20 protein-coding genes are annotated in these 19,267 nt (G+C 71.3%); 14 read left to right on the top strand and 6 right to left on the bottom strand.

Annotated elements, in window-relative coordinates; all coding sequences use genetic code 11:
- The first annotated feature begins 802 nt into the window (after positions 1-802).
- Entirely contained in the window at positions 803-1,624 is an 822-nt protein-coding gene (locus ADL15_RS46650; protein WP_232344993.1) for a class I SAM-dependent methyltransferase, read from the top strand.
- Here ADL15_RS46650 and ADL15_RS46645 read toward each other — a convergent pair.
- Complete coding sequence (locus ADL15_RS46645; RefSeq protein WP_067706517.1) at positions 1,615-1,842, bottom strand: hypothetical protein; 228 nt, start codon at positions 1,840-1,842, stop codon at positions 1,615-1,617. The two genes, ADL15_RS46650 and ADL15_RS46645, sit on opposite strands and share 10 nt — an antisense overlap.
- 130 nt (positions 1,843-1,972) lie before the next feature.
- Here ADL15_RS46645 and ADL15_RS46640 point away from each other — a divergent pair, with 130 nt between their 5' ends.
- Positions 1,973-2,482 carry a hypothetical protein gene (locus ADL15_RS46640; RefSeq protein ID WP_232344991.1) on the top strand — a complete coding sequence of 170 codons (510 nt, stop codon included), beginning with the start codon at positions 1,973-1,975 and terminating at the stop codon, positions 2,480-2,482.
- A gap of 113 nt (positions 2,483-2,595) precedes the next feature.
- Positions 2,596-3,030 carry an SRPBCC family protein gene (locus ADL15_RS46635; protein WP_067706511.1) on the top strand — a complete coding sequence of 145 codons (435 nt, stop codon included), beginning with the start codon at positions 2,596-2,598 and terminating at the stop codon, positions 3,028-3,030.
- On the opposite strand, the gene ADL15_RS46630 is transcribed toward ADL15_RS46635, so the two are convergent.
- Entirely contained in the window at positions 3,003-3,548 is a 546-nt protein-coding gene (locus tag ADL15_RS46630; RefSeq protein ID WP_157442033.1) for a GNAT family N-acetyltransferase, read from the bottom strand. The two genes, ADL15_RS46635 and ADL15_RS46630, sit on opposite strands and share 28 nt — an antisense overlap.
- 25 nt (positions 3,549-3,573) lie before the next feature.
- The gene (locus ADL15_RS46625) at positions 3,574-4,485 is read right to left on the bottom strand and encodes a hypothetical protein (RefSeq protein WP_067706508.1); all 912 of its coding nucleotides are present in this window, start codon (positions 4,483-4,485) and stop codon (positions 3,574-3,576) included.
- Between the two features lie 254 nt (positions 4,486-4,739).
- Between ADL15_RS46625 and ADL15_RS46615 the strand changes: the two genes are divergently transcribed.
- From ADL15_RS46615 to ADL15_RS46580, 8 genes are all read left to right on the top strand, one after another.
- Positions 4,740-5,855, top strand: a complete 1,116-nt coding sequence (locus ADL15_RS46615; protein WP_067706502.1) for an ABC transporter substrate-binding protein — start codon at positions 4,740-4,742, stop codon at positions 5,853-5,855.
- 25 nt (positions 5,856-5,880) lie between these two features.
- A complete protein-coding gene (locus tag ADL15_RS46610; protein ID WP_067706499.1) occupies positions 5,881-6,747 on the top strand; it encodes an ABC transporter permease in 867 nt (288 codons plus the stop codon).
- A complete protein-coding gene (locus ADL15_RS46605) occupies positions 6,735-7,526 on the top strand; it encodes an ABC transporter permease (protein ID WP_067706496.1) in 792 nt (263 codons plus the stop codon). The genes ADL15_RS46610 and ADL15_RS46605 overlap by 13 nt, the downstream gene beginning before the upstream one ends.
- Complete coding sequence (locus ADL15_RS46600) at positions 7,523-8,542, top strand: ABC transporter ATP-binding protein (protein WP_067706493.1); 1,020 nt, start codon at positions 7,523-7,525, stop codon at positions 8,540-8,542. The genes ADL15_RS46605 and ADL15_RS46600 overlap by 4 nt, the downstream gene beginning before the upstream one ends.
- Before the next feature lie 47 nt (positions 8,543-8,589).
- The gene (locus ADL15_RS46595; protein ID WP_067706491.1) at positions 8,590-9,036 is read left to right on the top strand and encodes a hypothetical protein; all 447 of its coding nucleotides are present in this window, start codon (positions 8,590-8,592) and stop codon (positions 9,034-9,036) included.
- A 97-nt stretch (positions 9,037-9,133) separates the two neighbouring features.
- The gene (locus ADL15_RS46590; protein ID WP_067706488.1) at positions 9,134-10,615 is read left to right on the top strand and encodes a cellulase family glycosylhydrolase; all 1,482 of its coding nucleotides are present in this window, start codon (positions 9,134-9,136) and stop codon (positions 10,613-10,615) included.
- A 103-nt stretch (positions 10,616-10,718) separates the two neighbouring features.
- On the top strand, positions 10,719-11,075 hold the full coding sequence (locus tag ADL15_RS46585; protein ID WP_067706485.1) for an ArsR/SmtB family transcription factor: 357 nt from the start codon (positions 10,719-10,721) through the stop codon (positions 11,073-11,075).
- Positions 11,075-11,707, top strand: a complete 633-nt coding sequence (locus ADL15_RS46580; RefSeq protein ID WP_067706481.1) for an SRPBCC family protein — start codon at positions 11,075-11,077, stop codon at positions 11,705-11,707. Before ADL15_RS46585 ends, ADL15_RS46580 begins: the two co-directional genes overlap by 1 nt.
- A 314-nt stretch (positions 11,708-12,021) precedes the next feature.
- On the opposite strand, the gene ADL15_RS46575 is transcribed toward ADL15_RS46580, so the two are convergent.
- Positions 12,022-12,918, bottom strand: coding sequence for an aminoglycoside phosphotransferase family protein (locus tag ADL15_RS46575; protein ID WP_067706536.1), 897 nt, complete (start codon positions 12,916-12,918; stop codon positions 12,022-12,024).
- Positions 12,919-13,083: 165 nt separating this feature from the next.
- Positions 13,084-14,094 carry a sulfotransferase gene (locus tag ADL15_RS46570; RefSeq protein WP_067706478.1) on the bottom strand — a complete coding sequence of 337 codons (1,011 nt, stop codon included), beginning with the start codon at positions 14,092-14,094 and terminating at the stop codon, positions 13,084-13,086.
- A 93-nt stretch (positions 14,095-14,187) separates the two neighbouring features.
- On the opposite strand from ADL15_RS46570, the gene ADL15_RS46565 reads away from it, so the two are divergent.
- From ADL15_RS46565 to ADL15_RS46555, 3 genes are all read left to right on the top strand, one after another.
- Complete coding sequence (locus ADL15_RS46565) at positions 14,188-14,535, top strand: MmcQ/YjbR family DNA-binding protein (RefSeq protein WP_067706475.1); 348 nt, start codon at positions 14,188-14,190, stop codon at positions 14,533-14,535.
- Between the two features lie 125 nt (positions 14,536-14,660).
- Positions 14,661-15,554 carry an alpha/beta hydrolase gene (locus ADL15_RS54780; protein WP_198171306.1) on the top strand — a complete coding sequence of 298 codons (894 nt, stop codon included), beginning with the start codon at positions 14,661-14,663 and terminating at the stop codon, positions 15,552-15,554.
- A 1,556-nt stretch (positions 15,555-17,110) separates the two neighbouring features.
- Positions 17,111-18,130: an MBL fold metallo-hydrolase gene (locus ADL15_RS46555; protein WP_083972580.1), complete on the top strand. Its 1,020-nt coding sequence runs from the start codon at positions 17,111-17,113 to the stop codon at positions 18,128-18,130.
- A gap of 96 nt (positions 18,131-18,226) precedes the next feature.
- Here the strand turns inward: ADL15_RS46555 and ADL15_RS46550 are convergent, their stop codons facing one another.
- Positions 18,227-19,264: an ABC transporter substrate-binding protein gene (locus tag ADL15_RS46550; RefSeq protein WP_067706469.1), complete on the bottom strand. Its 1,038-nt coding sequence runs from the start codon at positions 19,262-19,264 to the stop codon at positions 18,227-18,229.
- Between the last annotated feature and the right edge of the window lie 3 nt (positions 19,265-19,267).

Genomic DNA, 19,267 nt, shown 5'->3' with positions numbered 1-19,267 from the left:
GCAACCACCAGCCAACGCCGCAACCACTCCCGACCCCAGCTGGCTCTCAGGGGTCCCTCCCCGCACCCGACACACCCCTCAGCACCAGCCAAAACCATGACCCCCGAACCCCACCGCCCACCCGAGCCCCAGCTGGCTCTGACGGTCCCCTCCCAACCCCGGAAACAACCGTCACCACCAGCCGACCGACCCGAGCTGGCACTGACGGCTGCCTCCCAACCCCGGAAACAGCCACCACCACCAGCCCACCGACCCGAGCTGGCACTGACGGCTGCCTCCCAACCCCCGAAACAGCCACCACCACCAGCCGTGCCCTGCAGCCGGGACAGCACGCACGCTCCTGTTTGCCGGGCTGGTCGCCAGGGGTGTCTCCGGGTAGGTCAGGCACCCACCACGACCAGCCGGGACACGCGAGCTGGTCGTCAGGGGTGTGTCCAGGGCCGCGAGACACCCCCCACGACCAGCCGGGACACGCGAGCTGGTTGTCAGGGGTGCGTCCGGGAGCGCGAGACACACCCCACGACCAGCTGGGGCGCGCGGGCTGGTTGTCAGGGGTGTCCGGGGGTGTGCGACCGACCGGGGTGTGCGGGGTGGTTGTCAGGGGTGGGGTGGGGTGGCCGGGACCGAAAGCGGACGTCGCCCTGGAGGGGTTTGCGGTTTGGGCGCGCCAGCGACCAGCAAAGACCGGAAGGGTCCCGGCGGGAGCGGCGGTCTGTACACCAGCGGACGCACGACATCATGATCTTGATCTTCGGGGTGAAAATCGGTCGCCGGGTGGGGCGGGGCGCACGAGGATTCCGGTATGGACCAGGTGACCGGTGAGATCGTGACCTTCTATGAGCAGCGCTACGACGAGGCGGCCCGGCTGGATCGGCGGCCGCAGTGCCGGCTCGAGCGGATCCGGACCCTCGAACTGCTCCGCGAGCTGCTGCCCGCGGCGCCGGCGCGGGTGCTCGACGTCGGCGGCGGGCCCGGGGCCTATGCCCGCGAGCTGCTCACGGACGGTTATCAGGTGCGGCTTGTCGATCTGGTGCCGTTGCACGTGAAGCAGGCCCGGGAGGGCCAGCCGCCGATCGACGCGGTGGTCGGGGACGCGCGGGAACTGCCCGAGGCGGACGGTTCGCAGGATGCCACGTTGCTGCTCGGGCCCCTCTATCACCTGCAGGAACGCGGTGATCGGGTGCGGGCGCTCCGGGAGGCGATCCGGGTCACCCGGCCTGGTGGGCCGATCGCGGCCGCGGTGATCAGCAGGTTCGCGGGGCCGATCGACTTCGTGGCCAGCGCGCGGTTCGACGAGCGGATGGTCGCGGAGTCACGGCGGCTCCTCACTGACGGTGTCAACGACGGCTCGACCGGGTTCACGCAGGCCTATTTCCATCGGGTCGCCGAGCTGACCGCGGAGTGCCGGGAGGCCGGGCTGGTGGACGTCGTGATCCACGGTGTCGAGGGCCGGGGTGGCCGGCGGCCGAGGCGGCGCAGCACGGGCCGCACGCCGAGAAGATCTTCGAGGCGGCGTTGCAGGTGGCGCGGGTCTACAGTGCCGAGCCCGATCTCGTCGCGGCCAGCGGGCATCTGCTGGCGGTCGGCACCGCGCCGCTCCGGTGAGGGGGAGCCTCAGCGGTAGGGGGTGATCGCCTCGTCGACCGCCGCGCTCCACGCCGTCATGTCCTCGTCGCGCCACTCGTGATCGGACGGGCAGCGCCAGTTCGGCTGGCCGGGTGCCACCCGGCAGCCGCCGAGTGACAGCCGGCCGTCCTCACTCGCGGCCAGCGCCGCCGGCGACGGCTTCCCGCGCGTCAGCGGCACACCCGGGAGTCCGCACTGCGGACACTGCTTCACCATGCCCGCCAATCTAGGCCACCCGGCGGATGTCGATCACCATTGGTCGCTGTCCTCCGGGCGGTATCGGTGTGAGGATGACCTTATGCAGGTCGTGTTCGTTCACGGACCCACCGGATCGACAGTCGTCACCGTGCATCGCGCCGACGGCGTGTCGTTGGTGCTGCCCGGGTACGACCGCAAGCACCGCGTCCCCCACGACCTGGCGCACTTCGCCACCGAGCGGGCCCTGGAGATGTCCGGTGGCGTGTTCGGCGCGATCGCGGCCGGCGGGGTGTTCGGCAATATGCGGGTGGTCGGCGGCAAGCCCCGGCACGACGCCGCGGCGCGCAGCAAGCTCCTGCTCGACGCCCACCGCGAGACCCTGACCAGGGCCGAGGTGCTGGCCGGTGTCGTGCATCGCGCGGTCGAGGAGGACGCCGCCGAGCAGGCCCACCTCCTGGTCCGCACCGCCTGGCGCGATCTGGCCACCGAGCCGTTCCCGTGGAGCGACGATCACGTGCACGAGGCGGTCCGGACGCTCGACGAGCTGAGCGTCGAGTGGGAGGCCACCGGCACGGTACGGGTGATCTGGCCGGACCACCTGGTCGCCACCCTGCCGGAGGCCCGTGGGGTCCGGCGCGGCCGCCGCGGCCGCACCTGATCACGTATCTCTTCGCGGAGGCGTCCGGGATCGCGCCGGGCGGGTTCTGCGCGCCGGTGATGCCGTAGTGATCGGCCCCGAAGCGCCGCCTCGTCAAGTGGCACCATGGCGGGATGGCTATCGACTCACGACACGTGACCGAGCACATCGACCGCCCCGCCCGGGTGGTGTACGAGTACGCCGCCGACCCCGCCAACCTCGCGCACTGGGCCGCCGGTCTGGGCGCCTCGATCCGCCGTGCGGAGGGTCGCTGGCTCGTCGACGTCCCGGACGGCGGTGGCACCGCCGAGGTGGTCTTCGTCGCGCGCAACGACCTCGGGGTGCTCGACCACGAGGTGCACCTGCCGACCGGCCAGATCGTCTACATGCCGGTCCGGGTGATCGCCGACGGCGACCGCGCGGAGATCGTGTTCACGGTGCGCCGGGCACCGGGCATGACCGACGACGAGTACGACCGGGACGCCGCCGCGGTCGCCAGGGACCTGTCCGTACTCAAGAAGATCCTGGAGGGTGGAGAGCCTCAGCCGAGCTGTTGCTCCAACACCTGACCCGGCCACGAGTCGCCGCCGGCCTGCGGCACGGTGAACTCCTGGGTGGCCGTGAAGCCCTGGCTCTCGTAGTACCGGACCAGCGCCCGGTCGTCCCCGGCGTAACAGTCGACCCGCATGACACCCGCCCCGGACGCGACCGCGAGCCGCCGGGCGTAGGCCAGCAGCCGCCGCCCGAGCCCCTGACCGGCGGCCTCCCGATCCGTCACGAGCAGCACGATGTACAGCTCGGGCTCGGCTGCCGGCGCCACGTACGCCGGCGGCTGACCGACCCCGAGCGCACCGACCACCCGTTCGCCGCGCACCGCGAGGTGCAGCCCGCCGTCGGCGGCGATCCCGGCGATGAGCGTGGTCAGCCGGCCGCTCGCGGAGAGCGGCTCGGTGCCCCACTGGCCGGGCCGCCCGTTGGCGTCGAGCCACCGGACCGCACCGTCGAGCAGCGCCATCACGGACGGGACGTCACCGGAGTCGCCCCGCCGGACGTCCGTCCACTCTGTACTGTCACTCACCTTTACCATTCTGCCGCAGCGCGGACGAAAACGGTCAGGTGCAGTTGTCACGGATGTCCAGCGGGTGTTCCGGCTTCGCCAGCGACTCCTGGTCCTCGGCGTTCGGCAGCCCCGCGCCCGCATCCTTCGGTGTCGGCGCCAGCAGGCCCTTCTTCGCCGCGGCACAGTCGATCCAGGCGTGGTACGACGTGTTCGCCCCGACCCACATCCCCCGGTCACCCGGCCGCACCTTGTCCTCGTCGGGGAACTCCCAGTCGACCTGCTCGTGCTCGACGGCGAGCGGCCGGAACGCGAACTCGCCCCGGAACGCGTAGACCCAGACGAAGTTGGTGGTCACCCGGATCGTGCGGATGCCGTCGTCGACCACCGACTTGTACGTCACCCGGCCGCTCACCCGGGGCCGGTTCGCCGGGTCCAGCGTGACGGCGGGATCGATCCAGGTCACCACGTTGCCGAACGAGGCGCTGTCGAACCACTTGGCGACGGCGGTCCGGTCGTTCGGGGCGAGCAGGCCGAGGAACTCGTCCTTGCGGTGCCGGACCAGGGTGTCCTCGTCGAGCCGCCCGGCCACCAGCGCGGCCCGCACGGTGTTGAGCGCCGTGCGCACCTCGGTGGCGCTGAACCCGGTGACCGCCTTGACCTCGGGGAGCACGATCCCGGCCTCGCCGATCGGATAGTTCGCGGCCGCGGTGCCGATGAAAGGACTAGTGTCCGAAGACGCGGCCGCGGCCGGGGTGTCATCGGCGGAGGCGGAGACGGCGGGCCACAGCGCCCGCACCACCGGGACCGTCGCGGCGATCATCACGCCGGCCACACCGGCCATCACGACGTACCGAAGGCTCTTGCCCGCACCGCGGACCTGGCGCTCACGGCGGACCTTGCGTTCGGTCTTCTTTCCCCAGTCGCGCAACTCGGCAAAGGGGTCGACCTCGTCGTGCTCGTTCATCTCTATGTTTCCCCGTGTCATCCGCGGCGAAGGCGATCGATCCCGGGAATCGTAATCAAAAGACCGCTTTCGATCACCCCATCAACGTGCGAGGGTGCAGAGACCACCATCGAGAGTGTGAGGTCCGTCAAGGAGACCCTCGGAGCAGCGAAGATGTCGCCGCCGGTCCTCCTGTCGTACGCCTGGCCTCCACCCAGCACTTCCATGATCCACCAGCGCGCGCCGGTCACGGCGCCGCAGAAGGAGGAACTACAGTGCGCACGCTCAACCGTTCGGTCGCCGTCACGCTGGCGGCCGTCACGATAACCGCGGTCACGGCCTGCTCTCCCCCCGAGAAGGCTGACGAGACCAAGGCCGGCGCGGGCACCGCGACCAGCGCGGCCGACCTGGGCGGCATGGATGCCCTGGTCACCGCGGCCAAGAAGGAAGGCGCGCTGAACGTGATCGCGCTGCCGCCGAACTGGGCGAACTACGGCGAGATCATCAAGGCGTTCGGCACCAAGTACGGCATCAAGGTCAACTCGGCGCAGCCGGACGGCAACAGCCAGGACGAGATCAACGCGGCCGACCAGCTCAAGGGCCAGGACACCGCACCCGACGTGTTCGACCTCGGCGGCGCGGTGGCCGGCGCGAACACCGGCAAGTTCGCCCCGTACAAGGTGAGCACGTTCGCCGACGTCGCGGACTCGCAGAAGGAGGCGAACGGCCTCTGGGTGAACGACTACGGCGGGTACATGTCGATCGGTTACGACAGCGCCAAGGTCCCCGCGCCGACCAGCGTCGCCGACCTGCTCAAGGCCGAGTACAAGGGCAAGGTCGCGCTGAACGGCGACCCGACCCAGGCCGGCGCCGCGTTCGGTGGCGTGCAGATGGTCTCGATCGCGCAGGGCGGCACCGCCGAGGACATCAAGCCCGGCGTGGACTTCTTCGGCCAGCTCAAGAAGGCCGGCAACTTCCTGCCGGTCGACCCGACCTCGGCGACGATCGAATCCGGTCAGACCCCCGTGGTCTTCGACTGGGACTACCTGAACGCCGCGGAGACCCCGAAGCTGGCCACCTGGAAGGTGTTCGTCCCGGACAACGCGGTGCTCGGCTCGTACTACGTGCAGGCGATCAGCAAGGACGCCCCGCACCCGGCCGCCGCGCGGCTGTGGGAGGAGTTCCTCTACTCCGACGAGGGCCAGAACCTGTGGCTCAAGGGCGGCGCCCGCCCGGTGCGCGCCGATGCCATGGTGAAGGCCGGCACCGTCGACAAGACCGCGTACGCCGCGCTGCCGCAGGTCACCGGCACCCCGGTCTTCCCGACCGAGACGCAGACCGCCAAGGCGAAGGAATACCTCTCCGCGAACTGGGCCAAGGCCATTGGCTGAGGTAGCCGGAGCCGTTCCGCAGCGCGTGGCCGTCCGGCCACGCCTGCGGGGCGCCGCCCTGCTGGGCGCCGCCCCGTTCCTCGTCTACGTGGCGATCTTCCTGATCATCCCCACCCTGGTGGTGACGATCGGGGCGTTCACCGGCGACGGGGGCCACGGATTCACCCTGGACAACGTCCGCGCGCTCGGTGACGAGTACATTCTCGCGGCCTTCGGCCGCAGCGCGCTGCTGTCCGCGCTCAGCGCACTGTTCGGCGCGGTGTTCGGCGCCCTTCTCGCGTACGCCCTGAGCACGGCGAAGCCCGGTGGCCTGCTGCGCCGGACGGTGACCGCGGCGTCCGGGGTGCTCGCCCAGTTCGGCGGCGTGACCCTGGCGTTCGCGTTCCTGGCGACGATCGGCATCTCCGGTTTCGTCACCGTGTGGCTGCAGGAGCACGCCGGCGTGGACATCTACGCGAACGGGGTGTGGCTGTTCGAGCTCCCCGGCCTGACCCTGGTCTACACGTACTTCCAGATCCCGCTCATGGTGATCGTGTTCCTGCCCGCGCTGGACGGCATCCGCCCGCAGTGGCGCGAGGCGACCGAGAACCTCGGCGGCACCACCTGGCAGTACTGGACCCGGGTGGCCGGCCCGCTGCTCGCACCGGCCTTCCTCGGTTCGGCGCTGCTGCTGTTCGCGAACGCCTTCTCCGCGTACGCGACCGCCGCCGCCCTGGTCAGCCAGGGCAACCCGATCATCCCGTTGCAGATTCGCGGCGCGCTGACCAGCGAAGTGGTGCTGGGCCAGGCGAACCTCGGCAAGGCCATGGCGCTCGGCATGGTGGTCGTGGTGGCCGTGGTGATGACGCTCTACTCCCTGCTGCAGAGAAGGACGGCCCGATGGCTGGGGTGATCGCCCGCCGCACCCGCAAGCAGCGGGCCTTCCGCTGGACCGTGCTGATCCTGCTCGGCGTGTTCTTCCTCCTGCCGATGGCCGCGATGCTGGAGTTCAGCACCCGCAGGGCGGGCACCTGGTCGCTGCTGGTGGACTGGCCGAAGCTGAACGAGACGTACCCCGACCTGGCGGCCGGCATCGTCGCGTCGCTGGAGCAGGCCGGGCTGACCGCGCTGCTGATGCTGGTGCTGCTGGTGCCGACCGCGATCTGGGTCCGGCTGCGGCTGCCCCGGCTGCGCCCGCTCGTCGAGTTCCTCTGCCTGCTGCCGCTGACCATCCCGGCCATCGTGCTGGTCGTCGGGCTGGCCCCGGTCTACGCGTGGGTCACCTACTTCCTCGGTGGCTCGTCGCTGACCCTGGTCTTCGCGTACACCGTGCTGGTGCTGCCGTACGCGTACCGCGCGATCGACGCCGGCCTGTCCGCGATCGACGTGAAGACCCTGGCCGAGGCCGCGCGCGGGCTGGGCGCGGGCTGGTTCACCGTGATGTGGCGGGTGGTGCTGCCGAACATCCGCTCGGCGGTGCTCTCCGCGGCGTTCCTGACCGTGGCGCTGGTGCTCGGCGAGTTCACCATCGCCTCGCTGCTGCACCGCACCAACCTGCAGGTGGCGATCGAGTTCCTGGGCAAGAGCAGCGCCACCATGTCGGTCGCGGTCTCGCTGACCGCGCTGCTGCTGGCGTTCGTGCTGCTCCTGCTGCTCTCCCTGTTCGGCGATTCCCGGAAGAGGACCAAATGAGCGGCGTAGCCGTACATCTCAAGGGGCTGCGGCGCACGTTCGGCGCGATCCACGCCCTCGACGACCTGGACCTGGAGATCGCGCCGGGCGAGTTCATCGCCCTGCTCGGCCCGTCCGGGTGCGGCAAGACCACCGCGCTGCGGGTGCTGGCCGGCCTCGAGGACGCCGACGCCGGTCAGGTCCTGGTCGACGGCAAGGACGTCACCCGGCTGCCGGCCAGCCGGCGCGACATGGGCATGGTGTTCCAGGCGTACAGCCTGTTCCCGCACCTGGACGCGCTGCAGAACGTCGAGTTCGGGCTGCGCCTGCGCGGCCGGAAGAAGGCCGCCGGGCGGGCCGCCGAGATGCTCGACCTGGTCGGTCTCGGCTCGTTCGCGACCCGGTTCCCGAACCAGCTCTCCGGCGGCCAGCAGCAGCGGGTCGCGCTGGCCCGGGCCCTGGCCATCGAGCCGACGGTGCTGCTGCTCGACGAGCCGCTCTCCGCGCTGGACGCCAAGGTGCGGGTGCAGCTGCGCGACGAGATCCGCCGGATCCAGACCGAGGTCGGCACCACCACGCTGTTCGTCACCCACGACCAGGAGGAGGCCCTCGCGGTCGCCGACCGGGTCGGCGTGATGAAGGCCGGCCGGTTGGAGCAGTTGGCGCCACCCGCCGAGGTCTATCTGCGCCCGGCCACGGCGTTCGTGGCCGATTTCGTCGGGCTCAGCAACCGGCTGCCCGGTGTGGTCGAGGGTGACGTGATCGAGGTGCTCGGCGACCGGCTCCCGCTCGTCGCGCCGCGGGCCGCCGGGGCCGCGACGGCGCTGGTCCGGCCCGAGTCGATCGGTGTCACCCCAGATCCGGACGGGTCCGGGCGGGTGCTGACGACCAGCTTCCTCGGCCCGACCAGCCGGGCCACGGTCACCGTCGGTGATCTGCTGGTGGTGGCCCAGGTGTCCGGCGCGGAATTGCCCGCGCTGGCGCCCGGCACCGCGGTACGTCTCACCCTGAGACCGGTTCCGGTTGCCACCGAATGAATCTACATAGGGCTTGACCCGGGCGTATCCACGTCTACCGTTTGGCTATGGGCGACGAGGAGTTCATTCACACGGCCCTCGTCGTGGCGTACACGGCGGACGCGGGTCACCCCCGCGGCCTCCAGCACGCCATTGACGAGATCTACCGGCTGCTGTTCGGGGCCCCGGCGGGCCATCCCGACCTCGTCATCGGGTGGGGAGTGCTGTTCGACCTGCTCCAGGAGCGGGCCGAGGGCTCCGGAGACCTGGATGACTGGGACGCACTGGTGGACGCGGCCGGCTGCATGGTGCTCGTCGCCGAGCCCGGCACCGAGTTGGCCGTACGCGCCTGGCGGCGGCAGTGGCAGGCGTTGCTGCTGCGCCATCAGGCGAGCCGGGACCCGGCGGATCTGAAGGACGCCACGGTGGCCGCGGCGGCGCTCGCCGACGCGGCCGCGGCCGTGCCCGCGGCACCGCGTCAGCCACGGCCGCGCAGGCCATGGCGTTGTGATTGATCCTGACCCGGTGTTTACACGGACCTAGGGGCGGGTTACAGTCGTCACCCCCATGGGAGCGCTCCCAAACTCCCCTCCCCCCGAAGGTGACACCGCGTTGAAACGCAAACTCAAGCTCGTCCTGGCCTCGGCTCTCGCCGTGGCCACCGTGTCGACGGTGGCGTTCTTCGCGCTGCCGGCCAGCGCGGAGGCCGCCTCGTTCACGGTGACGAACTCGTGGAACTCGGGGTACCAGGGTGAGATCTCGGTCAGCAACCCGGCGTCGGCGAAGATCTCCACCTGGAAGGTCGAGCTCACGCTCCCGGCCGGGTCGACGGTCGGCCAGTCCTGGAACGCGACTCTAGCCGCTGCCGGCCAGAAGTTCACGTTCACTCCGGCCGGCTGGAACGCCACGATCGCCGGCGGCGCCTCCACCAGCTTCGGCTTCATCGTCAACGGCACCGGCCGCCCGACCTCCTGCACGGTCAACGGCCAGGCCTGCACCGGCCTGACCGGCACCCCGACGGCGACCACCAGCACGCCCACCGCAGCCCCGACCACCACCTCAGCCTCGCCCAAGCCGACGGCCACCACCGTGGCCCCCACCACGACGTCGGCGTCCCCCAAGCCGACGACCGCGTCGCCGACGCCGACGAAGACCGCAACCGGCAGCACCCCGCTCGCTCTCAACGGCCAGGTCAAGGTCTGCGGCACGAACCTCTGCAACGAGTCCGGCAAGAAGATCCAGCTGCGCGGCGTGAGCAGCCACGGCATCCACTGGTTCCCGAGCTGCTACACCGGCTCGGCCCTGGACGCGCTGGCCACCGACTGGAACGCCGACCTGTTCCGGATCGCCATGTACGTCCAGGAGGGCGGCTACGAGTCCGACCCGACCGGCCTCACCACCAAGGTGAACAGCCTGGTCGACCAGGCCGAGGCCCGCGGCATGTACGCCCTGATCGACTTCCACATCCTCAACCCCGGCGACCCGAGCTTCAACCTCACCCGGGCCAAGGAGTTCTTCGCCAAGGTCGCCGCCCGCAACGCCGGCAAGAAGAACGTGATCTACGAGATCGCCAACGAGCCGAACGGCGTCAGCTGGGCCACCATCAAGAACTACGCCGAGCAGGTCATCCCGGTGATCCGGGCGAACGACCCGGACGGCGTCGTGGTGGTCGGCACCCGCGGCTGGTCCTCGCTGGGCGTCTCGGACGGCGCCTCGTCCGCCGAGATCGTCAGCAACCCGGTGAACGCCTCGAACATCATGTACGCGTTCCACTTCTACGCCGCCTCCCACCAGGACAACTACCGCGCCGAGGTGACCAAGGCGGCCGCGTCGCTGCCGCTGTTCGTCACCGAGTTCGGCACGGTCAGCGCGAGCGGTGACGGCGCCGTCGACACGGCCGGCACCAACACCTGGATCGACCTGCTGGACAAACTGAAGATCAGCTACGCCAACTGGAACTTCGCCGACAAGAGCGAGGGCAGCTCGATCCTCAAGCCGGGCGCCTGCTCGGCCGGGACGTTCTCCGGCACCAGCGTGCTGACCGAGTCGGGCCAGCTGATCCGGTCGAGGATCCGCACCGCCGACGACTTCTGACCCGCGCTCCCCTGCGTGTGGGTCATCTGAAGCGGGCCGGGGCCCTACCCCCGGCCCGCTTTAACCTTTCCCTTATATAAGCCGCTCCTGATAAGGTGGCCTCGTGCACGCGTTCGATGTCCTCGGTGATCCGGTCCGGCGCCGGATCCTGGAGCTGCTCGCCGACGGTGAGCAGTCCTCCGGCGCCATCACCACGGTGATCCACGCCGAGTTCGGCATCTCCCAGCCGGCCGTCTCGCAACACCTGAAGGTGCTGCGCGACAACGGCTTCGCCACCGTCCGGCCCTCCGGGTCCCGCCGGCTCTACGCCGTCGACGACACCGCGCTGCGCGAGGCCGACGAGTGGTTGAGCCGGTTCCGCCGCTTCTGGGCGCCGCACCTGGCCGCGATGGCCACCGAGGTGGCCCGCGGCAAGCGAGAGCGGCGCCTGGCCGCATCCGACGATTTCAGGAGCACTTGATGATCAACGTGACCGAGCAGATCAGCAGCGTCCGGCGCACCCTCGGCGACCGGTCCCTCGAGGCCGGCGACGCCCGCGTGCTGACCATCAGCCAGGCCTACGACACCGACGTCGACGACCTGTGGGACGTGGTCACCCGGGCCGACCGGATCGCGCGCTGGTTCCTGCCGATCTCCGGCGAGCTGCACGAGGGCGGCAAGTTCCAGTTCGAGGGCAACGCCGGTGGCACCATCACCCGCTGCGAGCAGCCGCACTCGTTCGCCGCGACCTGGGAGTTCGGCGGCCAGGTCAGCTGGATCGAGGTCCGGCTGACCGCGGAGGGCGACGGCCGCAGCCGCTTCGAGCTCGAGCACACCGCACACGTCGACGACCACTGGGACCAGTTCGGCCCGGGCGCGGTCGGCGTCGGCTGGGACTCCGGCCTGCTCGGCCTGGCCCTGCACCTCGCCGCCCCGGACGCGCCGCGCGACACCGAGGCGATCATGGCCTGGATGGCCTCCGACGACGGCAAGCGGTTCATGAAGGAGAGCAGCGACGCGTGGGCGGCCGCCGACGTCGCCGCCGGCACCGATCCCGTCACGGCCGAAAAGCGGGCCGCTGCCACGTTCGCCGCCTACACGGGTGCCGCTTAACCCTTTTCCGGTACGAATACTCCAGCGCCCGTCCGTAGGCTACGAGCCGAGTCCCGCCCGTGAGGCGACCGCGACACCGCAGCACCCGGGGCTTCCGCCGCGCGCGCGGATCCGCGCGGCTCACCGCGCACGACCGCAGCCACCCCGGACCGCAGCGCGCCCCCGACCTCGGCTGGCTCTCAGGGGTGCCTCGAACCCCCGGAGACACCCCTGACAACCAGCCAGGACCGCAAGCGACCAACGGCCGCCGGCTGGCTCTCGGGGGTGCCTCCTAGCCCTGGAGACACCCCTGGGAGCCAGCCGCGAGCGGACCTCTAGCGGCTCTCGGCGTGGAGCTGGGTGAGGACCTGGCGGGCCGCCGGCGCGTCCGGGCCGCCGTCGGCACACAGGATTGCTGCTTTCCACAGGGCCCAGCCGCGGCCCCGGGACCACGTGGCGTCGTCGACGGCCAGGCGGGCGCGGAACGCCCGGCGGGCGGGCGGGGTGAGCAGCGTCCACGCCACGGCGAGGTCGCACGCCGGGTCGCCGACGCCGCACGTACCGAAATCGATCACCGCCGCGAGTGCTCCGCCGCGTACCAGAAGGTTTCCGGAGGCGACATCGCCGTGGAACCAGACCGGCTTGCCGGACCACGCCGCAGCCCGGGCTTCGGCCCAGATCGCCAGGAGCGCGTCGCGGTCCGGCAGCTCGGCGGCGGCCGCGCGCATCTGGCCGTCGTAGGTCGACAGTGGACCGCCGCGGTACCAGTTGTGCAGGCCCGGCGGCGGGCCACCGGCCGGGTCGACGGCGGCCAGCGCCAGCAGGAAGTCGGCGAGCGCGACGGCGAACGCGACCGGATCCGCGATCGGCGCGGTGGTGGCCGGCTCACCGTCGAGCCAGCGGTAGACCGACCACGGGTGCGCGAAGATCTCACCCGGCGTGCCCTCGGCGAGGGGGACCGGGATCGGCAGCGGCAGATGTCCGGCGAGCACCGGCAGCCAGCGCTGCTCCTTGGCGACCGCGCCGGCGTATTCGGCGGCGCTCGGCAGCCGCACCAGCATGTCGTCGCCGAGCCGGAACGTCCGGTTGTCCCAGCCCGGCGTCGCGATCGGGCGGACCGGCAGCGCGGCCCAGCGCGGGAACTGCTCGGCGATCAGCCGTTCCACCAGCTCGGCCGGGATCAGCGGGCGGATCGGCAACGATGATCGGGACACTTCCGGCGCGTCGGTCACCCGGTGACCCTCCACGACCCGGCCCCGCCCGGCAACCGGATTTCGGCGGGCACCTCGGCGATCAGGATCGGACGCGGGCGCGCCCGGCGGTGGGTGAGCCGGGCGGCCGGCGGTCAGGATCGGTCGTAGGCGCGTTCGGTGGCGGGTGAGCCGGACGGCCGGCGGTCAGGATCGGTCGTAGGCGCGTTCGGTGGTGGTGAGGCGGGCGGCCAGGGCCGGGCCGCGGCTGCCGGACCGCAGCGCGCCCCAGCAGTCCTCGGCGACCATACGGGCCGGGGTCAGCCGGTGCCGCAGCCCGAGCCAGGCCCGGGTGGCGCGGACCGCCGGGGTGGATCGCGGGACCGCACTCGCCTGGTAACCGAACCGGGCCAGCCGATCGCCGAAGACCGCCTCGCAGCGGCGCACCTCGGCCTCGTCGAGCCGGGTCTGCCAGCTGCTCACCCGGGCCGCGGTGACCTGCTCGCGGGTCAGGCTGTGCCAGGTCTTGTACTCCGGGACCACCTCGCGGGCCTGCTCGCACGGGTGGGTCATGGCCGGGTCGTACTCCTCGCCGAGGAACCGGCAGATCGCGCGCAGGTGGTGCTCCGGGTCGGCGACCAGGTCCTCGTACCGGATCTGGTGGTGCACGTCGGCCGGGTACCGGCGGGCGGCGGTCAGCGCGGCGTCGGCCGACCGGGCCCAGTGGTCGATCATCGTGGCCAGGTCGTGCGGCGGCCACGGGGTGTCCTTCAGCGAGGCCACACAGTCCCGGCCGTCGCGCATGATCGTGATGATCTGGGCGTCCGGGAAGAGCCGCCGGATCACCGGCAGGTGCCGCAGGTAGGCGGGACGTTTGTCGCCCCAGCGCGGTTTGCCGAACCGCTCCGCGTACCGCTGAAAAACCGTGCCCACCGCGGACCCGAGCGTCGGCGGCGCCGCGGTGATCGCCGCGATCGTCTCCGCCCGGTCCAGGCCGAGGTCCTCGAACTGCGGCGAGTTCACGATCGACCGCGCCAGGGCGGCGTGCCGGCCCGGATCGCGCAGGTCGCCGAACTCGTGCCGCCGCCGGTACGCGGTGAGCAGGAACCGGCTCTCCGGCGGCAACGCGATCCGCGGGTGCGCGTGCAGCATGAGCTGCAGCATTGTGGTGCCGGAGCGCGGGCAACCGACGACGAAGATCGGGCGGTCACTGCTCATGAAACCAACGGTAAAGTATTTCTTGTTAGGTTTTCGACCTTTTGCGAGGTTGGTCGGGTTGCCTCGGCCGCCCGGATGGCGTAAGCCGGAACCATGGACGGGGATGAACTGCTGAAGCACTGTCTCGCCAAGCCCGGCGCCTGGCCGGACCAGCCGTGGGAGAACGACACCGTGGTCAAGGTCGGCCCGAAGATCTTCGCGTTCCTCGGCAGCACCGGCACGACCGTCGGGGTGAAGTGCGGCAAGGGGCGCGACCAGGCCGACGAGTGGCTGACCCGGTTCCCGGAGGACGCCACGGCGAGCGCCTACATCGGCCGGCACGGGTGGAACACGCTGCGGCTGACCGGCGCCATCCCGGACGACGAGCTCCTGGAAGCCGTCGACGCCTCCTACGACACGATCGTCGCCGCGCTCCCGAGGAAGGACCGCCCGGTGGTGTGATAACTTCGGCGCGCTGTGCACCACTGCGGAACGAGGAGGTGAGACCGATCAACGTTGTGACTGCTCGGGCCTCCCTCTCCCGCACGGCCTAGGGAGCGCCCGCAAGGCACCCGAAAGGCTCAGCCATGCGTTTCACTTCCCCGATGTCCGCCGACGGGGCATCGTTCACTCTCGACGACATCCCCGGTGTGCTGTGGACTCCGGAGCACGTACCCGGGCCCTGGCCGCTGATCGTCCTCGGACACGGCGGTGGCCAGCACAAGCTGGCTCCGGGCGTGACCGGTCCCGCGCGGCGGTTCGTGGCCGCCGGGTTCGCGGTGGTCGCGGTCGACGCCCCGCATCACGGCGACCGTCCGAAGAGCGCCGGCTTCGTCCGGGTCACCGCGGAGAACCGGGCCGCGATGCAGGCGGGTGAGGACGTCGCGGCGCGCTTCACGGCCCTGCACGCCGAGCTGGCACGGCAGGCGGTGCCGGAATGGCAGGCGGTGGTCACCGAGCTTTTCCGGTACGTCGGGGAGGGCCCGGTCGGGTACCGCGGGGTGTCGATGGGCTGTGGTCTGGGCCTGCCGTTCGTGGCCGCCGACGGTCGGGTGCGGGCAGCGGTCCTCGGCCTGGCCGGGGTCCCGATCCCAGGCGGCGCAGCCGGCGCGCCTGGCGTGCCCGGAACGGCCGGCCTGCCTGGAGCGGCAGGCGTGCCCGGAGCGGGTGGCGTGCCCGGTGTGCCGGGCGCGGGTGGCGTTCCTGGGGTGGCTGGTTTGGGTGGGCTGGCCGAGGTGGCGGGGCGGGTCGCTGTGCCGGTGCAGTTCCTGGTGCAGTGGGATGACCGGTTGGTGCCTCGGGAGGAGGCGCTGGCGTTGTTCGACGCGCTGGGCTCGGCGGAGAAGACCCTGCACGCGAACCCGGGTGATCACGGGGAGGTTCCGCGCGCGGAGACCGAGGACGCCACCCACTTCTTCACCCGCCACCTGACCCAGCCCGGCCTGGCCGGGCTCGAGATGGCCCGGTCCGGCGCGGCATAGCGCGGCGCGACAGCGGCACGGCACGACCGGGGTCCGCAGCTCGCGCGGCGCGCCGCCCGGGCGGCGCGCGGCTCGGGCGGCGCGCGGCTCGGGCGGCGCGCGGTTCAGGCGGCGCGCGGTTCAGGCGGCGCGCGGTTCAGGCGGCGCGCGGTTCAGGCGGCGCGCGGTTCAGGCGGCGCGCGGTTCAGGCGGCGCGCGGTTCGGGCGGCTGGTTTCCAGGGGTGCCTCCGCGGCCCGGTCACACCCCTGGGAGCCAGCCGGTGGGGTTGCGCCGGTCGGGTTCCGGTGTTCGGTGGTCGGGGCTGGCTTGCCAGGCGGCACTCGCGTCGGGTCACGGTTCGTCTCGCCAGCCGGGGCCGGCGGTGGGCGCGATTGTCCCGGGAATTGGCCGAGACTGTCCCAGGAGGTGGCCGACAGCCCCAATACCTGACCACCGCTACCAGCCAATCGGCCATCTGGACCAGCCCGGCATGACCCAAATGCCACTTAACTTAAGTTGATCTTGATTGGCCGGGTGGCGGCCGGAACCGCCCGGCCCGCGAGGTCATCCCGGTCTGGGCGGTGGCACGGGTGACCGGCTGCCGGCGAGTACGCGGCCGTGCGCTCGCGGCCGGGGTGTAACCGGCCCCGGCCGGGGGTGAACACGGTGACTGTCCGGGGAGCGTCGTGCACGATGATCGTCGGCTGGTCGCCCCTCGATCACCCTGTGGGCGGCGGGGGTGCACGTGCCCGCTCGGATGTACCTGCCACTGCTGGGCAGGGCGGTGAGAGTCCGCAATGCCAGATCGCGTGCGGCTACCGCCCACCTGGGGGCGGTAACCGCACGCACAACCCGACCGCGGACCGCCACCGCCCCGAACCCGACCCACCGCGGACCCCTGCCGCCCCTCCAACGCCAAGCGCGGACCCCCGCCGCCCCACCGGTACCGAGCGCGGACTCCAGCCGCCCCACCAACGCCAAGCGCGAACCCGGCCGCCCCACCAACGCCGAACGCGGACCCCTGCCGCCCCACCGACGCCGAACGCGGACTGCCACCGCCCCACCGGCATCGATCACCCACGCCGACCGTTACAACAACACCGAGCGACTGGACAACCCGGCCCGCGACAACACCCCTACCACCTGCACCCGAACACATCGGGGACCACCCCAAAACCGCAGAGCCCCACCGAGATCAAATAGAGCTGAGCGGCATTGCGGCATGCCCAGCTGGCTACTGCGGCCGTTATCAATCCGCCATAACGGCTGCCAGAACCAGCCCGGCACACCCAGCTGGTTACCACGGCCCAAATGAGCCCCCCATAACGGCTGCCAGGACCAGCTCGGCACGGCGGGCTGGTTCTGGCGGCCGTTATGGGTTCGGGCAGCAACCGCGGCGGGTAGGCGGAGGCTCGGGCAGCGCGCCACGGCCCGGTCGGGCCACGGCTACGCGGCTCCACGGCTCCACGGCTCCACGGGAGATCACCATGGGCGTGGGGTGCGGGTGGGTGCTCGGGGCGGGGTGTCAGGATGGGGCTGGTTCCTGGACGGGGATCGTCTGGGAAATGGGGTTCGGATGGCCGCCGACGAGATTGTCGTGACCGGGATCGGTCAGCAGGCGGCCTGGGCCGCCGGTGTGCTGCCGCCGACCGAGCGGCTGGCCGGGGGGATCTGGTCGGTGCCGGTGCCGATTCCGCGGAGTCCGCTGCGTTACACCCTGTCCTACCTGATCCCCGGCGACGACGGCCTGGTCGTGGTCGACCCGGGCTGGGACAGTGACGAAGGCTGGGCCGCGCTGCAAGCAGGCCTGGTCGCCGCGGGTGCAAAGCAGGAAGACGTGCTCGGCGTCGTGGTCACTCACGTCCACTCCGACCACCATGGACTCTCGGCGAGGCTGCAGAGCGCCGGCACCTGGGTGGCCATGCACCCGGCCGAGCGGGACGCGCTGCAACCGCACGGTCCCGCCGACGGCTGGCTGCGGGCGCACCACGTGCCGGAGGACGAGATCGCCGGGTTGGCCGGCACGATCGGGCAGCATCGACTGTCCGATCCGGCCCAGCCGGACGTGTTGCTCGAGGACGGTGATCCGGTGCCGGTGAAGGGGCGAGATCTGCGCACGGTGTGGACGCCCGGGCACACGCCGGGCCACATCTGCCTCCTCGACGCGGACGCCGGGGTGCTGCTCACCGGCGATCATCTGCTCCCGCGGATCAGCCCGAACATCGGTCTGCAACGGCCCGGTTCGTCGCCGCTCGCCGCGTTCCTGGAATCCCTGGCGAAGGTGGCCGCGTACGACGAGCTGGAGGCGCTGCCCGCGCACGAGTACCGGTTCCGGGGCATCGCGGCCCGGTCCCGCCGGTTGCGCGCGCATCACGAGTTGCGCTGCGAGGAGATCGTGGCGGCCGTGGAGAGGCTGGGCAGCCCGACGATCTGGCAGCTGGCCGCGAACCTGACCTGGTCACGGCCGTGGGCGGAGATCGGGCCGATGCGGGTCGGCGCGATCGCCGAAACCATGGCGCACGTCCGCTACCTGGCCGACCGGGGGGCGGTGCGCTGGTCCGGAGACGTGGTGGAACGAGCAACCGCCGCCGGCTGACAGCACCGGCGGCGGTCGATCAAAAGCGGTCGATCAAAAGCGGTCGATCAAAAGGTCGATCAAAAAAGCGGTCGATCAAAAGGCCACAACGGAAGGTCAGACGACCTTCTTGGACTTCGTGATCGCGGCGGTGATCGCCTCGAGCAGCGGGGCAGCGCCGTTCCAGGAGAAGATCGGGACGGCCTGCCACGGGAAGATCTGGTTGGCCTTGACCGCGGGCAGCGCGTTCCAGGACGGCTTCGAGGTCAGGTCCTTCGGCTGCAGGGTGCCGGTGCGGGCGTCCAGGAAGATCACGTCGGCCTGGTACTTGTCGGCGTTCTCCCAGCTCAGCGACTCGTAGTAGTCGGCACCCTTGACCTCGGGCATGATCAGGTCGACGCCGAGCTCCTTGAAGTACATCAGGTCGGTGCTGACCGCGGCGCTGGACACGTAGAAGATGTCCGCGGCGCCGGAGCCGAACAGCACCTTGAGGCCACCGGACGCCTTGGCGGCGGCGGACAGGTCGGTGGCGGCCTTCTCGAAGCGGGCCTTGGCCGCGGTGTTCGTCGCCGAGTTCAGGTCGGCGCCCAGCGACTCGGCCAGCTCGGCGTAGCGCTCGATCGGCTTGTTCAGCGGCACCCGGCCGACGGTGATCAGGGCCGACGGGGCGACCGCGAGGATCTTGTCCTTCGACTCGTCCGGGACGTACCAGTACGCGCCCGGGTCGAACTGGTGGGTGACCAGCAGGTCCGGGGTGAGCGCGGCGTACTTCTCGACGGAGAACTCGCCCCACGCGTTGCCGACGATCTCGACCTTGCTGATGTCCAGCGAGCCGGCCTGCGCCTCGGCGGTGCCGTCGGCCTTCTTGGTCTCGCCGAAGACGCCGACGATCTTGTCCTGGAGGCCCAGGTCGACCAGCGCGGCGGCGGTGCCGGTGAACGCGACGATCTTCGACGGGGACTTGTCCGCCTTCAGCTCCTTGGGCTGGTCGTCGGTGAAGGTCCACGGGCCGGCGGCGGTGGCCGAGGCGGCCGGCGTGGACGTGTCGTCGTCCTTACCGCCACACGCGCTCAGGACTGCGCCGGCGGCGACGGCGCCACCGGCCGCGAGCAGGCCACGACGGGACAGGGGCAGGGAGGAAAATGACATGCTCACATC

The organism is Actinoplanes awajinensis subsp. mycoplanecinus, assembly GCF_001509495.1.
Taxonomy (GTDB): Bacteria; Actinomycetota; Actinomycetes; order Mycobacteriales; family Micromonosporaceae; genus Actinoplanes; species Actinoplanes palleronii.
Note: the sequence above shows the minus strand (reverse complement) of the source record. Positions and strands in the feature narration are given on the sequence as shown.

Coding starts and splice junctions, on each gene's coding strand:
- ADL15_RS46650 (WP_232344993.1), top strand. CDS start 803: ATGGACCAGGTGACCGGTGAGATCGTGACCTTCTATGAGCAGCGCTAC.
- ADL15_RS46645 (WP_067706517.1), bottom strand. CDS start 1,842: ATGGTGAAGCAGTGTCCGCAGTGCGGACTCCCGGGTGTGCCGCTGACG.
- ADL15_RS46635 (WP_067706511.1), top strand. CDS start 2,596: ATGGCTATCGACTCACGACACGTGACCGAGCACATCGACCGCCCCGCC.
- ADL15_RS46630 (WP_157442033.1), bottom strand. CDS start 3,548: ATGGTAAAGGTGAGTGACAGTACAGAGTGGACGGACGTCCGGCGGGGC.
- ADL15_RS46625 (WP_067706508.1), bottom strand. CDS start 4,485: ATGAACGAGCACGACGAGGTCGACCCCTTTGCCGAGTTGCGCGACTGG.
- ADL15_RS46605 (WP_067706496.1), top strand. CDS start 6,735: ATGGCTGGGGTGATCGCCCGCCGCACCCGCAAGCAGCGGGCCTTCCGC.
- ADL15_RS46600 (WP_067706493.1), top strand. CDS start 7,523: ATGAGCGGCGTAGCCGTACATCTCAAGGGGCTGCGGCGCACGTTCGGC.
- ADL15_RS46595 (WP_067706491.1), top strand. CDS start 8,590: ATGGGCGACGAGGAGTTCATTCACACGGCCCTCGTCGTGGCGTACACG.
- ADL15_RS46580 (WP_067706481.1), top strand. CDS start 11,075: ATGATCAACGTGACCGAGCAGATCAGCAGCGTCCGGCGCACCCTCGGC.
- ADL15_RS46570 (WP_067706478.1), bottom strand. CDS start 14,094: ATGAGCAGTGACCGCCCGATCTTCGTCGTCGGTTGCCCGCGCTCCGGC.
- ADL15_RS46565 (WP_067706475.1), top strand. CDS start 14,188: ATGGACGGGGATGAACTGCTGAAGCACTGTCTCGCCAAGCCCGGCGCC.
- ADL15_RS54780 (WP_198171306.1), top strand. CDS start 14,661: ATGCGTTTCACTTCCCCGATGTCCGCCGACGGGGCATCGTTCACTCTC.
- ADL15_RS46555 (WP_083972580.1), top strand. CDS start 17,111: ATGGCCGCCGACGAGATTGTCGTGACCGGGATCGGTCAGCAGGCGGCC.